Source organism: Clostridia bacterium, assembly GCA_012840125.1.
Classification (GTDB): Bacteria; Bacillota; DULZ01; order DULZ01; family DULZ01; genus DULZ01.
Genome location: DULZ01000088.1, coordinates 21,289 through 39,490, shown reverse-complemented (window position 1 = coordinate 39,490; position 18,202 = coordinate 21,289). Strand labels below are relative to the sequence as shown.

Below are 18,202 nucleotides of genomic sequence, written 5' to 3'. Positions count from 1 at the left end.
CTAAGTAACAAGTAAATAATTTCTGGTGGTCATAGCGGAGAGGAAACACCCGTTCCCATCCCGAACACGGCAGTTAAGCTCTCCAGCGCCGATGGTACTAGGGGGTGTGCCCCTGGGAGAGTAGGTCACCGCCAGAAATTTAATTTTTAGCCAGAGTTTTTGCTCTGGCTTTTTTGATGCAGCCCTTAATGCGCTAAACCGCAGCTGTCCCGCTTGACAAAAGTTTACTTTAACCGTGGATGTTGATGACTTCGTCATGAACGGGATAAGGCAAATGGGGGCCTTATTAATTACTCAAGGGTTTTTCGCGAAATCCCGCCCACTGGTATGGCAAGGCTGAAAGGACCATGATTCTCCCACCGCTTTTCGTATTATTCAAAAAAACACCGGGACTGGAAAAGTCATAGAAAAACAAGCCTTATAGTTGGCACCGCACAAGAGGGCCCTCGCCCTTCACCGGGTTGTTTTGGGCTTTTTACTGAAAAGGAGCAGGCAAGAACCGTCGAAAAAAAACCTACAACGATTCCAAAAAATGACAAATTACTAGAGGGGCTTGTACTATAATTACTAGAGACTACATCTAGGAAAAGCGGTGGTCAACGGTATGCAGGAACCCTTTGAGATCCATCCTTATCGCCCCGATAAAACCCTGGCCCCTCCTACAGAAACAACCCGGCAGTTTTTTTATGCCAAACTAATCCGGTTGGGACAACAATGGATCCGGCCCAAAGCGTTGATCTGCATCGGTGCGGCTTTCATGCTTGGCCGGGCGGTGGTGGCAGGGGAACTGTCGCCTTTCGGACTGGCCTCCATGGCCGTGGTGGTGGGCCGGTATCGTTATTTGATCTTACCGGTTTTCCTGGCCCTGTTGCTGGGGCAGGCAACGGCGGGTTTAACGAGTTCTCTATGGTTGAACGGCATGGTGTATATTTCACTCGTCGCCGTTTTCCCGAGTTTGCTGGGCTGGGTGGAAGGGTCCCTACCCCTCGGCATTTTTACTGCCATCTGGGCTTTTGGGGTGAAGGCAGGCTTCCTGGTGATGGCCCGGGAACCGCTTTTCTATGATTTCCTGATGGTAGGGCTGGAGGCGGTCATCGGCGGGGCGCTGGTACCGCCCTTGATGCTGCTGTTAAAGGGGATGCACCGGGGCAAACAAGATTTCGGCAAGCTGCAGGAAGAGATGGCCTCCATTGTGGTTTTAGCCTTTGCCCTTTTATTGGGCCTTAATTATGAGATATATGGATATAACCTCGGTGTCATTCTAAGCAAATATTTGATCATGCTGGCGGCTCTCCGGGGAGCCGGGTGGGGGGCGGTCTTCGGCGCCGGCTGCGGCTTAGTGCCCGGCATCGCCAGTTTGAACGGGTTGATCCTGGCCGGGTTGTATGCCATTTCCGGCATGCTGGCCGGTTTCTTAAAAATATGGGGCAAGATCGGGCTCATCACCGGTTTTTTTTGCGGTAACTTGCTGTATGGGTTTTACTTCAGCGATGAAGCGGTACTGGTGGATTTTCTCAAGACCAGTGGGGTAGCGGCCGCCTTGATGTTACTGACTCCCAAGCGGGCGGTGCAGAACCTGGTGAACCGGTGGCTGGCGGGGGAGCAAGACCTGCCCTCCCCGGTGCTGAAGCAGATGGAGGAAAGATTGGACCGGTTTGCCCACCTGTTCAAACAGCTAGCCGTCTATTATGAACAGGGAGCGGCTGCTTTCGAGCAGGAACCTGCCTGGGATAAGTTACTAAATAAAACGTATCAGGAGGTCTGTCAAGGTTGTTCCCTGGCCCGGTTTTGCTGGGAAAGGGACGGGCACCAGTCCTACCGGCGCTTGCTGGACTGGGCCGGTAAGCTGGCGGAGGAAGATGGGAAGGGTCCCGGCACGGGCGTGCCTGCTGAACTGAAAAACGGCTGCGTCAAACCTGAGGAACTGGCCCTGGCGTTAAACAAGTTCCTGGCCATGGAACAGGTGGATGCTTATTGGAAAGAGCAGTTAACCAGGAACCGGAAAGGAGTCGCAACTCAACTGGGCGTCTTGGCCAAAGCCCTGGCCGCGGCGAAAAAACAGTTAAATTCGACCGGGACGAAACAGCGGGATTTAGAAGAATTGCTGCAGCAGGAGCTGGAGGACACCTGGTTCCGTCCCCGGCGGCTGGAGGTTTGGGGTGAACCCCAGGGAGAGTTGGAGATTTTGATCGAGCTCCCTGCTTGCCAGGTCAGGAAAGCTCAGTGCATCCGCAAGATCTCGGACGGGCTCAGCCGGGCTTTAGATTGCGCGGTGGCTTTACGGGAATACCGCTGTCCCGCCGCCCCGGAAGAACAGCATTGCCATTTTCACTTTCTCACCATAGCCGGGATGATGCCGGAAATAGGGCTGGCCCAGCTGCCGAAGGAATCCGGGACGGTTTCCGGGGATGCGGTCCTGGTGACACCTTTGGGCGGGAACCGGTGGTGCTTCATCCTGAGTGACGGGATGGGCAGCGGCGAACCGGCACGGCAGGAAAGCCAAACGGTGGTCGAGCTGATGGAAAACCTTCTATCCTTGGAATTTGACCTGGCTGAGGCCGTGCGGATGGTGAATACCCTGTTAATATTAAACGGTGAAGAACGGTTTGCCACCATGGACTTATTTATCTTGGATCTGCAGCAAAAGAAATTGGAGTTTGTTAAAATCGGCGCCATGCCCAGCATCCTGGTGCAGTCAGGGCAGTGCCGGGTGTTGGAAAGCCACAGCTTGCCGGTGGGTATTGTGGATGAGATCAATATCGAAACCATGTCTTTGCAGTTGGAACCCGGCACCGTGTTGATCATGACGACGGACGGCATCTGGCAAGGGGCGCCCCAGGAACAGGAAGAAGGATGGCTGCCTGCTTTCGTGCAAGGCATTTGGCAGTTGGATGCCGCCTCAGTGGCCCAGAAAATTATCGAGCACGGCCTCATTTTGCACGGCGGGGAGCCCCAGGATGACCTCACGGTGCTGGTGGTGAGAATCCAGCAGGGATAGCGATGGCTTGGTTTGTGCTCGGACACCGGGCAACCGGTTTTCATGGCAAGGGCGGAGCAAAAATCAATAGAGCCGGGGAGCCCTTAACGGTGGCCAGTCACCTGTCACCGGGGGCCGGCTTCTGTTGCCGGTGCTCTTCAGCATAGACGGAAAGGATGACAGGCCGACTTGACGGCCGGCGGCTGACGACCGTCGGTGAGTTTACCTCCAAACAGGGTTTCCTGCCGTTCGCGGTTAACACGGAATGCCTGACAAACCGTTGGTGAAAAAGCCGGGTTGGATCCTTGAGATCCAACTCTTTTTGTGAGTATAATAAGGTGAATTGCCTGTCAAGCTATGGAAAAATCAACAGAGGTGGTTGCCCTTTCCGGCAGGAATACCGCCGGTGCGTAGAGAAGTATCATCTACCGTATTTTGAGCTCAAGGGTGAGGAGTAGCGGGATTGCTGGATAAAGTGCAAAACACCATTGAGAAGTATCAGATGCTGGCATCCGGGGATAAGGTAGTAACGGCCGTGTCCGGCGGCCCCGATTCCCTGGTGCTGCTGCATGTTTTATATGCTCTGCGCAAGCGGTATAATATTGAACTGCTGGTTGCACATTACAATCACCTGCTCCGACCTGATGCCGGTAAGGATGCGGCCCTGGTCAGGGCCGTCGCAGAAAAGCTGGGACTGCCCTTTTATATAGGTGAAGGACAAGTTGCAGAGTATGCCAGGGAAAAGAAGCTCTCCATTCAAGTGGCAGCGAGGGATTTGCGCTATCAATTTCTGGAGAGAATAGTAAAAGAGACGGGCAGTCAAAAACTGGCCTTGGCGCATCAATTGGATGACCAAGGGGAAACCATCGTGATGCATTTCTTGCGGGGGCCTAGTCCCCGCGGTTTGGCCGGTATACCGCCGGTGAGAGGGAACATTATCAGGCCGTTAATTGAAGTATCCAGGCAAGAGATTGAAGCGTACCTGCAGGTTCACCAACTGGAAGCGGCCGTAGATACGTCCAATGCTAAAAAGATTTACCTGCGGAACAAGGTGCGGCTGGACTTGATGCCCAGGTTGAAGGAGTACAATCCTAACCTGCCGGTACGGTTGTCCCAGAGCGCGGAGATTTTCAGGGAAGAAGACCGTTACTTGGAAGAAGAGACGGACCGTTGGTGGGCTCAACTGGTTTTAAGGATGCCGGACAGGCTGCTGGTGGATTACGCAGGATACCGGGCAATGCCGTTGGCTATTAAAAGGCGTTTCTTGCGCCGGTGTTTCCGGCAAACAGCTGTGGCATCGGATGATTTATGTTTTTCCCAGGTGGAACGCATCCTGCGGTGGTTGGAAACCCCGGCGGCGGGCAAAAAGCTGCAGTGGCCGCAGGGGGTGCGGGTCTGGTTTCATGAAGACAGGATCATTTTCGGCAAAGAGGAGGCAGCCTCTTCCGACACCGGTTGGTTCCCCTACCGTTTCACCCTGGCAGGGCCGGGGTCGGTGGATTTACCGGGGGGCAGGCTGCGCGTGGCCTATGTGGACAAAGTCCCGTGCCGGCCAGGGTGGCTGAAGGAGTTGGATCCTGGGACCGTCATGGTGGATGGAGACAAAGTAACTTTTCCTCTTACGGTTCGCACCAGGCAGGCGGGAGACCGGTTCTTCCCGTTAGGTTTAGGAGGCAGCAAGAAGCTGAAAGACTTTTTTATCGATTTGAAACTGCCTCCTGAGGAGCGAGACCGAATACCCCTGGTCGTCTCCGCCGACGGGGCGATTATCTGGGTCGTGGGATTAAGGCTTGATGAACGCTTCAAAGTGACGGGAGAGACCCGCCGGATCCTCTCCTTAGCTTACACGGGAAAATGAAGCGGAAATGATTTGAAATGAGGCCTTAGTTATGTTAAAATGCCTAAATATGAAGCGGAATGTAAAATTCGAGCGAGAGGAGGAACGATTGTTTGAATAGAGTGTTCAAAAACATGGCAGTGTACCTGCTGCTCGTGTTAATGGTTGTATCCGTACTGCGAATGACCTCTCCCCCTCCCCAAGAGGTTACCAAACTAGATTATAATGACTTTTATGAATATGTCGAAGACGGGAAAGTGAAAACCGCCGAGTTCACCCCTAAAGACGGCATTTACCGGGTCGAGGGTGAACTGCAGGACGGTAAGCGATATGTGGCCAATGTCCCTCTTGAACCGAGTCTGATGGACCTGGCCAGGGAGAAAGGCGTGGCCGTCATCCCGTTGCCGGAGCAAGGCCCGCCCTGGTGGACCGGGATTTTAGGTACATTGCTGCCCATCATGCTGCTGGTGGGATTGATCTTTTTTATGATGCAGCAGACCCAGGGCGGCGGCAGCAAAGTGATGCAGTTCGGCAAGAGCAGGGCCCGGCTGCATGCCGATGAGAAAAACAGGGTTACTTTTAAAGATGTGGCCGGCGTGGATGAAGTCAAGGAAGAACTGGAAGAAGTCGTGGAGTTCCTCAAGAATCCCAGGAAATTCAATGAACTGGGTGCCAAGATTCCGAAAGGCGTTCTGCTGTATGGACCGCCCGGAACGGGGAAAACCCTGCTGGCCAAGGCCGTCGCCGGTGAAGCCGGAGTGCCCTTTTTTAGTATCAGCGGCTCCGATTTCGTGGAAATGTTTGTCGGCGTCGGTGCGTCCCGGGTGAGGGACCTGTTTGACCAGGCGAAAAAGAACGCTCCTTGTATTGTGTTTATCGATGAAATTGACGCCGTAGGGCGGCAAAGAGGCGCCGGCCTCGGCGGCGGTCACGATGAAAGGGAGCAGACCCTCAACCAGCTCTTGGTGGAAATGGACGGGTTTAACTCCAACGAAGGTATTATCATTATCGCCGCCACCAACCGGCCGGATATTCTGGACCCGGCGCTCCTGCGTCCGGGACGGTTTGACCGGCAGATCACCGTGGATGTGCCTGATATCAAAGGAAGAGAAGAAATCCTGAAAGTGCATACCAGGAATAAGCCTCTGTCGGAAGAGGTAGACCTGGGCGTTTTAGCCAGGCGCACCCCAGGTTTTACCGGGGCAGACCTGGCGAACTTGGTAAACGAGGGGGCCCTTCTGGCCGCCCGGCGGCACAAGAAGAGGATTACCATGGCGGAGCTGGATGACGCAGTGGAAAGAGTTATTGCCGGACCCGAGAAAAAATCCCGGGTGATCAGCGAACAGGAAAAAAGGCTGGTGGCCTATCACGAGGCCGGCCATGCCATCGTGGGCCATCACTTGCCCAATACGGATCCGGTGCACAAGGTCTCCATTGTTCCCAGGGGCCGGGCCGGCGGTTATACCTTGATCCTGCCCAAAGAAGATCGCCGTTTCATGACCAAATCTCAATTGCTCGATCAAGTGGTGATGCTGTTGGCCGGGAGAGTGGCAGAAGCACTGGTGCTGAAAGATATCAGTACCGGGGCCCAGAACGACCTGGAAAGGGCTACGGAACTGGTCCGCAAGATCATCACCGAGTTCGGCATGTCGGAAGAGCTAGGTCCCCTGACCTTTGGGCGGAAACAAGAGCAAGTGTTCCTGGGCCGGGATATCGCCCGCGACCGGAATTACAGTGAAGCGGTGGCCTTTGCCATCGATAAGGAAGCCCGGCGCATCATGGATGAATGCTACGAGCGGGCCAGGAATGTCCTAACCACCCATCTTGACAAGCTGCACCTGGTGGCCAAGACTCTCATGGAAAAGGAAACCCTGACGGCGGAAGAGTTCACCGCCTTAATCGAAGGAAAACCCTTAGTCACCCAGCAGGAGACTGCTCCGGAAGTAACGGAGAGTTCCGGTGCCGAAGCGGTGAAGCCGGAAAAGCGGGAGAATACCAATATCGGCGGTCCGGAGCCGGTATTGCGTTTCAACCATAGCAAGGATTGATCAAATTTGAAAACTGAAGAGGGGAAGAGATGGATGGAAAGAACTTTTGTCATGATCAAACCTGATGGGGTCCAAAGAAACCTGGTCGGCGAAATCATTTCCCGTCTCGAGAAGAAAGGTTACAAACTGGTGGCGATGAAGTTAATGCAGCTGACGGAAGAGCATGCCCGGGTCCACTACCAGGAGCACGTGGAAAAGCCCTTTTTCCCGGGATTGGTAGAGTATATTACTTCCGGGCCCGTAGTCGCCATGGTTTGGGAAGGGAAAAATGCCGTCAAGGGTATCAGGCAGTTAATGGGCGCCACCAATCCGCAGGAGGCGCTGCCGGGCACGATCCGGGGAGATTATGGCTTGGATATCGGGCGCAATGTCATCCACGGGGCTGATTCCGTGGCCAGCGCCCAGCGGGAAATGCAGATCTATTTTACGCCCCAGGAAATCTTGACTTACGACAAAGAAATGGAAAAATGGCAGTACGAGTAAACCCCAAAGCCTCAGGAACTCCCTGAGGTTTTGCTTTTTTGCATTAGATGCGGGGGCAAAGGTAATACTAACGTATGATAAATATAGTGGAATTTAATATATTTGCCAAATATTAAGAAGGATTTTTCCTGTTTGTCTAGAAAATAGAATTGTTTGGAAGCATCTTGGCCAGCATTATGGTGGGTTGTGAAAGTAAAAAGTAAATAAATCATTATATTAAAAGGAGTGGTCTGAGTGTCCAAAATTCCTTCCGACATTGAAATTGCCCAGCAGGCAAAAATGAAGCCGGTAGCGGAAATCGCGGCGCAGCTCGGTATTCAGGAGGACGAAATTGAGCTTTACGGCAAGTACAAAGCCAAAGTATCCCTGGATGTTTACAAGCGCCTGGCTGACAAACCTGACGGAAAGCTCATCCTGGTGACTGCGATCACACCTACCCCGGCCGGAGAAGGAAAAACCACCACCAGCGTAGGTTTGACCGACGGCCTGGCCAAGTTGGGCAAGAAGGTCATGGTCTGCTTGAGAGAGCCCTCCCTGGGACCCAGCTTCGGTGTGAAAGGTGGGGCTGCCGGCGGCGGTTACGCTCAAGTAGTGCCCATGGAAGATATTAACTTGCACTTTACCGGTGACCTTCACGCGATTACGACCGCCCACAACCTGCTGGCGGCATTACTGGATAATCATCTCCATCAAGGCAATGAACTGGGCATTGACTCGCGGCAAGTGGTGCTGCGCCGGGTGATGGACCTCAATGAGAGAGCATTGCGGAACGTCATCGTGGGTTTAGGCGGCAAGGCTAACGGTGTACCGCGGGAAAGCGGCTTCGACATCACCGTGGCTTCCGAAGTCATGGCCATCCTGTGCTTGGCCAACAGCCTCACCGACCTGAAAGAAAGATTCAGCCGCATGGTGGTGGCTTACACCTATGACGGCAAACCGGTAACGGCGGCGGATCTGCAGGCCCAGGGCTCCATGACCGTGGTGATGAAAGACGCCATTAAGCCGAACCTGGTGCAGACCTTAGAAAACACCCCGGCTTTCGTCCATGGCGGTCCTTTCGCCAACATCGCCCACGGCTGCAACAGCATCATGGCCACCAAGACCGCCCTGAAGCTCGCCGACTATGTGGTCACGGAAGCCGGCTTCGGTGCCGACCTGGGTGCCGAGAAATTCTTCGACGTGAAGTGCCGTTACGGCGGTCTGAAGCCCGATGCTGCCGTGATCGTGGCTACGGTTCGCGCCCTCAAGATGCATGGCGGCGTGCCCAAGTCGGAACTGGCCACCGAAAACATTGAAGCGCTGCGCAAGGGCTTTGCCAACCTGGAGAAACACATTGAAAACGTCGGCAAGTTCGGCGTACCTGCGGTAGTGGCCATTAACGTGTTCCCGACCGATACTCAAGCCGAGCTGGATACCCTCTTTGAACTTTGCCGCAACGCCGGTGCTGAAGTGGCTATCTCCGAGGTATGGGCCAAGGGCGGCGAAGGCGGTAAGGAACTGGCTCAGAAAGTCCTGGATACCATCGAGAAGAAGCCTTCCAACTTCAAAGTGCTCTATGACCTGGATGCTCCGGTGAAAGAAAAGATCGAAACCATCGCGAAAGAAGTGTACGGTGCCGACGGCGTCAACTACACGGACAGCGCTTTGAAAGAAATCGCCCGTTACGAAGAAATGGGCTACGGCAAGCTGCCGGTGGTTATGGCCAAGACCCAATATTCCTTGTCCGATGATCCCACCAAACTGGGTCGCCCGACCGGCTTCAACATCACCGTACGCGAAGTGCGTTTGTCTGCCGGTGCCGGCTTCCTAGTTGCCATTACCGGAGCCATTATGACCATGCCCGGCCTGCCGAAGAAACCTGCTGCTTACAGCATTGATATTGATGAAAACGGCAAGATTACCGGCTTGTTCTAAAAAATACCAATGCCTTTTAGAAGCACTCCTCCATGGGAGTGCTTCTGCTTTTGGACCGGCTGGCGCCCGCTACCGGTGTTCACCGTAGGGCCACGAGCTCCGTCTCCCGCGGCTGCCGGCCCATCGCACCCGGCGGTGCTTAAAGGCCTGCCCTCACCCGGGTTCCCAGGCCCGGTGGACGCCGGACAACCTTTGATCAAGTAATTTTTTATTGCCAATGACTAACGAGTTGGTTACAATGGCATTGATGGTATCCCCTGGGAACCATACCCGCTTTGATGGCAGCCTTTAGGATGATTCCGCTTGGATTGTGAGAGACCGAGACGGAGGAGGTAGATAACAGGTGATGCTGTGCCTTCCGTCTGGTAATGGCGGAAGGCTTTTTTTGCCAGGCAAGGAAATCCTCAAACGGCGTCGAATTATTCCGGTATAGACAAATACTGGAGTGATTCGACATGAAGCATATCGGCAGAAGAGCATTTCTCATCGGAGCGGCAGGATTTTCAGCATGGGCTCTCCTGAATCCGGGCCGGGTCGCCGGGTGGTTGAGCCGTGACAGGGAAGAAGAACGCCCCGGGGAAACCGGGGGGGAGGAATTGCAGGAGCCGCTGCCCCCGGAACCGGAGGAACCGGAACCCATTGACTGTGATTTGGTGCTGCAAAACGGCATCGTTGTCGACGGCACCGGCAGCCGTGCCTTTGCAGGCAGCGTCGGCGTCAAAGGAGAGTATATAGTGGCCGTAGGTGATTTTCCGGCAGGGCCTGGAGCTGAGGTCATCGATGTGACGGGGTTGGTGGTCGCCCCCGGCTTCATTGACCTGCACACCCATACCGAGGATTATCACCGCCAAGGCGGGACCGGGGAAATGATCCTGCTGCAAGGTGTGACCAGCCAGATCGTGGGCAACTGCGGCACTTCGGTGGATTCCGTCAAGGAGTACCTGGCAGGTATTGAAGCAGCGGGAATAAACGTCGGAATCCTTGCGGGTTATAAGAACCTGCGTAACCGGTATGTGGGTCAAGGGAAAACCACCGGCGCCCAATTGGAACAGATGCAGCAGGCCCTGGCCCAAGAACTGGCTGATGGGGCTTTCGGCCTTTCGGCAGCGCTGGAGTACTGGCCGCAAAGCCAGGCCACCGCGGAAGAAATGATTGCTTTGTGCGAGGTATTGAAGGATTGCGGCGGTTTTTTCTCCGTCCATATCCGCAATGAGAGTGACCGGGTCCTAGAGGCCTTGGAGGAAGCCATCGAAATAGGGATGCGTGCCGGGGTACCGGTGGAGTATTCCCATGTGAAAGCCCTCAACGAAAAGAATTGGGGAAAAATGACGCAAATTCTGGCCCTGGTGGAGGGAGCCGCCCAAAGCGGGCTGGATATTACCGGTGATGTTTACGGTTACACTTTTTCCAGCTGGGACCTGGACAGCGACCGGGTGTCCATCTCGGAAGTGGACCTGTGCTTGGCCCTGGCTCATCCCCTGGTGATGGTGGGCAGCGATTCGGGCCTGAGCCGGAGCGGTCAAGCGATTCATCCCAGGGCCTACGGCAATTATCCCCGGGTTTTGCGCCGTTATGTCAGGGAGGAACAGGTGATTTCGCTGGAGACGGCCGTTAAGAAAATGACCTCCATGCCTGCGGCCAGGTTAGGACTGAAAGAGCGGGGCTTGCTGGCACCGGGCATGAAAGCGGATATTGCCGTTTTTGATGCCGGCACCGTTACCGATTGTGCCACCCGGGGCAATCCCAATATCCTGGCCCAGGGAATGCATTACGTGCTGGTAAACGGTCAGGTGGCCGTCAAGGAAGGACAACCTACCGGGGTGCTAGCCGGTCAAGCCCTGGTCAGGAGCTAGGTGTCCTTGCTAAGGGGGAAACAGGCATGAAGGGAAAAGTACTGGCGTTATTGAGGGGCCGGCTGGGAGAGCCCGTTTCCGGGGAGGAGTTGTCCCACCGGTTGGGTGTCTCCCGGACGGCGGTGTGGAAGCATATCCAGGCGCTGCGGGACGAGGGATACGACATTATTTCCCAGCCGGGCACAGGTTATATTTTGCAAGGGGTTCCCGACCGGCTGCTGCCGGCGGAGCTGGAGCATGCCTTGGCCGGCAATTCCTTGGTAACCCGGATCGTGTATGCTCCGTCGCTGCCCTCCACCAATGATCAAGTCAAGCAGCTGGCTGATGAGGGTGCGCCGGAGGGAACACTGGTGGTAGCGGAACACCAGACTGAAGGCAAGGGCAGGTTGGGCCGTGCCTGGTTTTCCCCCCCACAGGCCGGCATCTATGCCTCCCTGCTGCTGCGCCCGGTGTTGAGACCGGAGCAGGCGCCGGGTTTCACCCTCCTGGCTGCCGTGGCTGTAGCCCGGGCCGTTGGACAGGTGACGGGACTGAGGGCGGGGATTAAATGGCCTAACGACGTGCTGCTGGCCGGCAGAAAAGTCTGCGGGATTCTAACGGAAATGAAGGGAGAAATGGACCGTATCCACTACCTGGTGATCGGTACCGGCATCAATGTCAACACTGATCCCGCCGATTTTCCGCCGGAATGCCGGGACAGGGCTATTTCCGTCAAAGCCGTTTTAGGGCATTCCGTTTCTCGCGTCGAATTGTTGGCTGCGTACCTTCGGGCCCTGGAAAAGTTGTACGACGTCTACCTGCAGCACGGTTTGGCGCCGATCATCAAGGCTTGGAAGGAATGGAACGTCACTTTGGGCGAGTGGGTGTCCGTTGACTTAGGCACCACCGTGTTCCAAGGCCGTGCCGTTGACCTGGATAAGAACGGGGCCTTGATGGTACAGGGCGAGCATGGGGAACTCAGGACCTTTCAAAGCGGTGAGGTAACATTAACAAAAAGATGAGGAGGATTTACCATGAGGATCAGAACCCGACAGATTGTCATTGCGGGTATCTTGGCTTCCGTAGCGTTAATGTTAGGTTCAACCCCGCTGGGGTTTATCCCCGTCCCGACTCCGGCAGGGCACGCGACTATTATGCATATTCCGGCCATTATCGGTGCCATTCTGGAAGGGCCGGTGGTAGGTGCTTTCATCGGTCTGGTGTTTGGGATTTACAGCTTTTTGCGGGGCGGAGCGGCGATGTTCGCCGATCCCGTGATTGCAATTGTGCCCCGTGTCTTGATTGGTATTGTAGCTTATTATGTATACAGGCCCCTCAGAAAGAACCTGGTCATCGGTTCGGCGGCTGCGGCCGTAGCCGGTACCTTGACCAATACCATCGGTGTCCTGGGGCTGGCCTATTTAAGAGGTTATTTCCCCACTTGGCAGTCCGCCGGAGCCGTGGCCCTGCTGCATGGGACCCCGGAAGTGGTGGTAGCCGCAGTCCTGGTGGTGGTACTGGTAAAGGCTTTGGCGGCGGCCCGGTTCGCCGTCGGCGTGCCGGCGAAAGACAGCTGAACCTGGCTGCTTGAACGGCGGCGCGAGGGGAAAGATATTAAAGAAGGTGAAATCTTGTTACTGGCAATCGATGTAGGCAATACCCACATTACTCTGGGCGTCTACGCCCGGGCGAAACAAATCTGCCACTGGCGGGTTTCCACCGACCGCCGCAAAACCGCCGATGAATACGGGGTTCTGTTAAGGCAGCTGTTTGCTGTCCAGCAGCAAGATATGGCCCAGATCGACGCGGTGGCCTTATCATCCGTGGTTCCCCCGTTGACCGCTTCCATGATCGAAATGTCCAACCACTGCTTTGGTGTGAAGCCTTTAGTGGTGGGCCCGGGTATCAAGACGGGGATGCCCATCCGGTTTGACAATCCCAAAGAAGTAGGGGCGGACCGCATCGTCAATGGGGTGGCGGCTTTTCACAAGTACGGGGGACCGGTGATTGTGGTGGACCTGGGAACGGCTACGACTTTTGATGTGATCTCCGCGAAAGGCGAATACCTGGGCGGGGCTATTGCCCCGGGGGTGGGCATTTCTACCGATGCTTTGTTCAGCTATGCCGCCAAGCTGCCCCGGGTAGAGCTGGTCAAGCCGCCTTCGGTCATTGGCAAAAACACCGTCAACTGCATGCAGTCAGGCATTATTTACGGCCTCTACGGGCAGGTGGAAGGCATTATCAACCGGATGAAAAAAGAAATCCCGGGTGTAGTCAAGGTGGTGGCTACCGGCGGCTTTGCTTTCCTGTTTGCCCAGGAGGGCATCGTGGATCAAGTGGACCCGTTCCTTACTTTGGAAGGACTACGCCTCATCTATGAAATGAACAAGGAGCTGTAGCCGGTGAGAATAGGTCATGTGGTGATCCCCAACCGGGTCTTTGCCGCGCCCATGGCGGGAGTGACAGATAAAGCATTCCGGATTCTGGCCAAAGAGCAGGGTTGCGGCCTGGTCTATACTGAGATGGTCAGCGCCAAGGGGTTGGTGTATCGAAACGAGAGAACCATGGAAATGCTGGACCTGGCCGGGGAGGAAAAGCCCCTGGCCGTGCAGCTATTTGGCGCTGAGCCGGAAGTGGTAGCGGAAGGAGCCGTCATGGCCGAAGCAGCTGGAGCCAGCATGATCGATATTAACATGGGTTGCCCCGTTCCTAAAGTCGTGAAGAACGGCGAGGGTTCTGCTTTGATGCAGAACCCTTCTTTAGCCGGGCGGATTGTGGTGGCGGTAGCCAAGAAGGTTAAAGTGCCGGTAACGGTCAAGATCCGGGCCGGTTGGTGCCGCAATACCATCAACGCGGTGGATTTTGCCAAAGCTATGGTGGATGCCGGGGCGCAGGCCGTCACCGTCCACGGCCGTACCCGGGACCAGTTTTACAGCGGAAAGGCCGATTGGGACATTATCAGGCAGGTAGCGGCGGCGGTTCATGTGCCGGTCATCGGCAACGGGGACATTTGGACCCCGGCAGACGGGGCCAGGATGTTGGAGGAAACCGGTTGTACCGCCATTATGATCGGCCGGGGTGCTTTGGGCAATCCCTGGATTTTTTCCCGGACCATTGCCTACCTGGAACAAGGGGTGCTGCGGCCCGAGCCTTCACCAAGAGAAAGAATGGACATGGCCCTCAGGCATTTAGAACTCGTAGTCTCCTTTAAAGGAGAAGTGGTCGGGGTCCGGGAGATGCGGAAACACCTGGCCTGGTATATAAAAGGCATGCGGGGCGCCGCCCGCATGAGGGAGGAGGTTTTTTCCGCCAAGACCGTGGCCGAAGTCAAGGAGATAATCGCCAGGTGGCAGTTGGATTAAGGCTGAGACGGCAGGAGTGTCACTCCGGTTTGTTGAGAGAATACAATTGGGGCCACCGGTGTTAAGTTTGGGATGCAGGGAGCCCAAATTGGGGATGAGGGCAATGGCCGTCGTCAGACTTCAGCCGCCAGTCGTCAAGTTTGCGTGTTGTCCTTCCGGTCCATGCCTAGGCGCTGCGAAAACACGGCTCGAAGCTCGACTGCTGGTGACTGCCCATCTTTAGGGGCTCTCTCGCTTTTTTGATCTTGTTTTCATGCAGCCCTGCGATTAACACCGAACACCCTGATATGTACAGTCTGGAACGGCAGAAATGCCGTTTTTTTTATTTGCATGGCCAGCAAGAATCTGCTAAAATACTGCCGTGTAGGGTTTGCACATTTTTGTGCACAAGGATATGCGGGGGGTGAGCCCATGGAATTCTACCGGATAGGCGACAAGCTGATCAGTATCCATAAAATCCAGGTTATGGTGGAAAAGATCCTGCGGCTGCGCATGGAGGGCTATTCCCAGCAGGAAGCGGCCCAACGGTTGAAACTGGACCGGAGTTTCATCTCCCGTTTGGAAAGCCTGGGAGAAGTGCGGAAGGGATCCAGGGTGGCGGTGGTGGGTTTTCCCATCAAAAACAAGGAAGAGGTCTCCCGGATCCTGCAGGAGGCCGGGGTGGATTACCAGCTCATTTGGACCGAGGAGGAACGGCAGCAGTTCGTCCGGGACAAAGATGGGCAGAAGCTTTTGGCGGAAGTTTTCAAAATCGTGGGTGAGGTCCGGGAGTACGATGTGGTGGTGGTCCTCGGTTCCCGCTACCGGATCCGGGTTTCGGAAGCCATGCTGGACCGGGAAGTCATCGGCCTGGTGATCGGCGAGTCCCCGATTACGGAAGACGTTTACGTTGACCCTCAAGCTTTACAAAAGCTGATGGATAACTTGTCCAATGTGAAGGCTTAGGAGGCGGATGGCATGAAAAGAATAGTCAGCGTCAGTTTGGGTTCCTCAAAGCGCAATTCCAAAGTAGAAACGGAGATCCTGGGGGAAAAAGTCTTGATCGAACGGATTGGGACCGACGGCAACAAGCAAAAAGCCATTGAATTAATTAAGGAATTGGACGGACAAGTGGCAGCTTTTGGCCTGGGTGGCACGGACCTGTATGTTCAGGCCGGTAATCGACGCTATCTCATCCGGGAAGCGGCGGACATTGCGAGAGCTGCCAAAAAGACCCCTATTGTGGACGGCAGCGGCCTGAAGAATACATTGGAGCGCAAGGTGATCAGGTACCTGGCGGAACAGCAGGTGATTGATTTTACCAGGAAAAAAGTGCTGATGGTCTGCGCCATGGACCGGTTTGGCATGGCGGAAAGCTTTGCGGCCGCCGGGGCTGATGTGACCTATGGGGACCTGGTATTTGTGCTGGGGCTGCCTATTCCGCTGAAGTCTCTCAAAGCCTTGGACCGCATTGCGCGCCTGTTGGCTCCCATTATTGTGCAGCTGCCCTTCAAATATCTCTATCCCGTGGGGGAAAAGCAGGAAGAGATCAAGCCGAAATACAGCCGTTATTATTATGAGGCCGATGTGATCGCCGGTGATTTTCACTACGTCAAGAAATTCCTGCCGGCCAAACTGCCGGGCAAGACCGTGATCACCAACACCGTTACCAGTGACGACGTGGCGATGCTGAAAGAAAGGGGCATTGAACTGTTGATTACCACCACGCCGGAGCTCAACGGTCGTTCCTTCGGCACCAATGTAATGGAAGGATTGCTCATCGCCCTCAGCAATAAAGATCCCAGGGAGATTACTCCCAAAGACTACGAAGAATTACTGGAGAAAATCGATTTGAAGCCTAGGATTCAATACTTGCAGTGACACAGAAGGAGGAAACGGGTATTGGCAACTACGAACAGCTTTGCCTTTATGATACATCCGTTAGAACTGGCTGATGTCAGCCGCAAATTTCCCTTCGCCGGCAAGGTGCCGAAAAGGCTCCTGCAATCGGTGATTAAATACGCGCCGCCTGTTACCGCTTCCCGCATTACCGGGCTGAAATCGCCCTACGGGGAAGCGGAAGGTTGGTTTGTCGGGTGTGTCCTCACCTCCGAGCAGATGCTGACCTTGCCCACCCAAGTGGTCCTCAACAAGATCATCCGGGCCGGCCGGCTGGCCGAAAAACTCGGGGCTAAGATCCTGGGGTTGGGTGCTATGACCGCGGTCGTGGGCGATGCGGGCATCACCGTGGCCAAAGCCTTGGACATTCCGGTGACCACCGGCAACAGCTATACCGTTTATACCGCCATCGAAGGGGTGCAGAAAGCGGCGGAAGTCATGGAGATTGACTTGGCGACGGCGGAAGTGGTGGTGCTGGGTGCCACCGGCGCCATTGGAGCTATTGCCGCCAGGATGATGGCCCGGGAGTGCAGGTATCTCACCCTGGTGGCCCGCAACGAGAGCAAGTTGGAAAACCTGGCGGAAAAAATCCTCCAGGAAACGGGTTTGGTGTGCCGGGTAACCAAGGAGGTAAAAAAAGCGGTACGCCGGGCAGATATTATCATTGCCGTTACTTCCGCGGCGGACGCTGTGATCCACCCGGAGGATTTGAAACCCGGCGCCGTTGTCTGCGATGTGGCCCGGCCGCGGGATGTGTCGGTGCAAGTGGCGAAAGTGAGGGACGATGTGCTGGTCATTGAAGGGGGCCTGGTGGAAATGCCGGGCCAGGTGGATTTCGGTTTGGACTTCGGCTACCCGCCGGGCATCGGATTGGCCTGCATGGCGGAAACCATGATGCTGGCCTTGGAGGGGCGCTTTGAGGATTATACCCTCGGCCGGGAGCTCACGTTGGAGCAAGTGGAGGAAACGGGGCGCCTGGCGAGGAAGCACGGTTTCCGGTTGGCGGGATTTCGCAGTTTTGAAAGGCCCGTGACGGAGGAAACCATCCAGACCATTAAGAGACGGGCCCGGGAAAAAAGAGGGGAACGGCGGCACGCCTAGGAAAACTACTTGACAACCGGTAGAGGCGTATATATAATAGGCACAGTAGACAATGTCCTTAAGTCAATAACAAGCACTGTCGAAACTGTAAAGGTTCGCGGTGCTTGTTAGTATTACTTAAGGGTTTTTTAGTAATGGTTTTGCAACTCCAACCATGGAGTTCTGATTATTATCGGCAATTCAAAGGAGCTGGAAACCAGGATGGCTGAAAACAATGAAGTTATTCTCACACCGGAAGGTTTGCGGAGGTTGGAAGAGGAGTTAGAAACACTGAAAACCGTCAGGCGAAGGGAAGTGGCGGAACGAATCAAACAGGCCATTGAGTTTGGTGATATCAGTGAGAACTCTGAATACGAGGATGCCAAGAACGAACAAGCATTCATTGAAGGCAGGATCCTGACCTTGGAGAAAAAGCTCCGCAACGCTCGGGTGCTGGATGACGCAGAAGTAGCAACGGATGTAGTGTCCTTAGGTTCCAGAGTTCTTTTGAAAGATATAGATTCTGGAAATGAAATGGAATTTGTGCTTGTCGGGTCCATGGAGGCGGATCCCACGGCGCTGAAAATATCGAATGTATCTCCGGTAGGAAAGGCCATACTTGGGGCCAAGACCGGGGATGTGGTTGAGGTGGAAGTTCCAGCCGGAAAAGTGAAATATCAAGTATTAAAAATCAGTAAGTAATTTTACTTGAACTAGCGCTGGATGACCAGCGCTTTTGCATTTTTGCGTGGTGGCACAAACAATACCATATACCGGGAGGGATAGGGATT

General features: G+C 54.9%; 14 protein-coding genes and 1 rRNA gene. All 15 read left to right on the top strand.

What is annotated here, in order from left to right; translation table 11 throughout:
* Window positions 1–21: 21 nt before the first annotated feature.
* Window positions 22–137 (top strand): 5S ribosomal RNA (gene rrf, locus GXX34_10145).
* Window positions 138–604: 467 nt separating this feature from the next.
* The gene (locus GXX34_10140) at window positions 605–2,998 is read left to right on the top strand and encodes a SpoIIE family protein phosphatase (GenBank protein ID HHW07862.1); all 2,394 of its coding nucleotides are present in this window, start codon (window positions 605–607) and stop codon (window positions 2,996–2,998) included.
* 442 nt (window positions 2,999–3,440) lie between these two features.
* A complete protein-coding gene (tilS, locus tag GXX34_10135; GenBank protein HHW07861.1) occupies window positions 3,441–4,835 on the top strand; it encodes a tRNA lysidine(34) synthetase TilS in 1,395 nt (464 codons plus the stop codon).
* Window positions 4,836–4,948: 113 nt separating this feature from the next.
* The gene (locus tag GXX34_10130) at window positions 4,949–6,862 is read left to right on the top strand and encodes an ATP-dependent metallopeptidase FtsH/Yme1/Tma family protein (GenBank protein HHW07860.1); all 1,914 of its coding nucleotides are present in this window, start codon (window positions 4,949–4,951) and stop codon (window positions 6,860–6,862) included.
* Between the two features lie 33 nt (window positions 6,863–6,895).
* On the top strand, window positions 6,896–7,345 hold the full coding sequence (ndk, locus tag GXX34_10125) for a nucleoside-diphosphate kinase (GenBank protein ID HHW07859.1): 450 nt from the start codon (window positions 6,896–6,898) through the stop codon (window positions 7,343–7,345).
* Between the two features lie 243 nt (window positions 7,346–7,588).
* Window positions 7,589–9,259: a formate--tetrahydrofolate ligase gene (locus tag GXX34_10120; GenBank protein HHW07858.1), complete on the top strand. Its 1,671-nt coding sequence runs from the start codon at window positions 7,589–7,591 to the stop codon at window positions 9,257–9,259.
* Window positions 9,260–9,714: 455 nt separating this feature from the next.
* Entirely contained in the window at window positions 9,715–11,112 is a 1,398-nt protein-coding gene (locus GXX34_10115) for a D-aminoacylase (protein HHW07857.1), read from the top strand.
* 26 nt (window positions 11,113–11,138) lie between these two features.
* Window positions 11,139–12,113 carry a biotin--[acetyl-CoA-carboxylase] ligase gene (locus GXX34_10110; GenBank protein ID HHW07856.1) on the top strand — a complete coding sequence of 325 codons (975 nt, stop codon included), beginning with the start codon at window positions 11,139–11,141 and terminating at the stop codon, window positions 12,111–12,113.
* Between the two features lie 12 nt (window positions 12,114–12,125).
* The gene (locus GXX34_10105) at window positions 12,126–12,668 is read left to right on the top strand and encodes an ECF transporter S component (protein ID HHW07855.1); all 543 of its coding nucleotides are present in this window, start codon (window positions 12,126–12,128) and stop codon (window positions 12,666–12,668) included.
* Window positions 12,669–12,722: 54 nt separating this feature from the next.
* On the top strand, window positions 12,723–13,490 hold the full coding sequence (locus tag GXX34_10100) for a type III pantothenate kinase (protein HHW07854.1): 768 nt from the start codon (window positions 12,723–12,725) through the stop codon (window positions 13,488–13,490).
* A 3-nt stretch (window positions 13,491–13,493) separates the two neighbouring features.
* Window positions 13,494–14,453 carry a tRNA dihydrouridine synthase DusB gene (dusB, locus tag GXX34_10095; GenBank protein ID HHW07853.1) on the top strand — a complete coding sequence of 320 codons (960 nt, stop codon included), beginning with the start codon at window positions 13,494–13,496 and terminating at the stop codon, window positions 14,451–14,453.
* Between the two features lie 411 nt (window positions 14,454–14,864).
* Window positions 14,865–15,398 carry a transcriptional regulator gene (locus tag GXX34_10090; GenBank protein ID HHW07852.1) on the top strand — a complete coding sequence of 178 codons (534 nt, stop codon included), beginning with the start codon at window positions 14,865–14,867 and terminating at the stop codon, window positions 15,396–15,398.
* Window positions 15,399–15,410: 12 nt separating this feature from the next.
* Window positions 15,411–16,313 carry a quinate 5-dehydrogenase gene (locus GXX34_10085; GenBank protein ID HHW07851.1) on the top strand — a complete coding sequence of 301 codons (903 nt, stop codon included), beginning with the start codon at window positions 15,411–15,413 and terminating at the stop codon, window positions 16,311–16,313.
* Between the two features lie 48 nt (window positions 16,314–16,361).
* Window positions 16,362–17,432: a shikimate dehydrogenase gene (locus tag GXX34_10080; GenBank protein HHW07850.1), complete on the top strand. Its 1,071-nt coding sequence runs from the start codon at window positions 16,362–16,364 to the stop codon at window positions 17,430–17,432.
* A 201-nt stretch (window positions 17,433–17,633) separates the two neighbouring features.
* Window positions 17,634–18,113, top strand: a complete 480-nt coding sequence (gene greA / locus GXX34_10075) for a transcription elongation factor GreA (GenBank protein ID HHW07849.1) — start codon at window positions 17,634–17,636, stop codon at window positions 18,111–18,113.
* The last annotated feature ends 89 nt before the right edge of the window (window positions 18,114–18,202 follow it).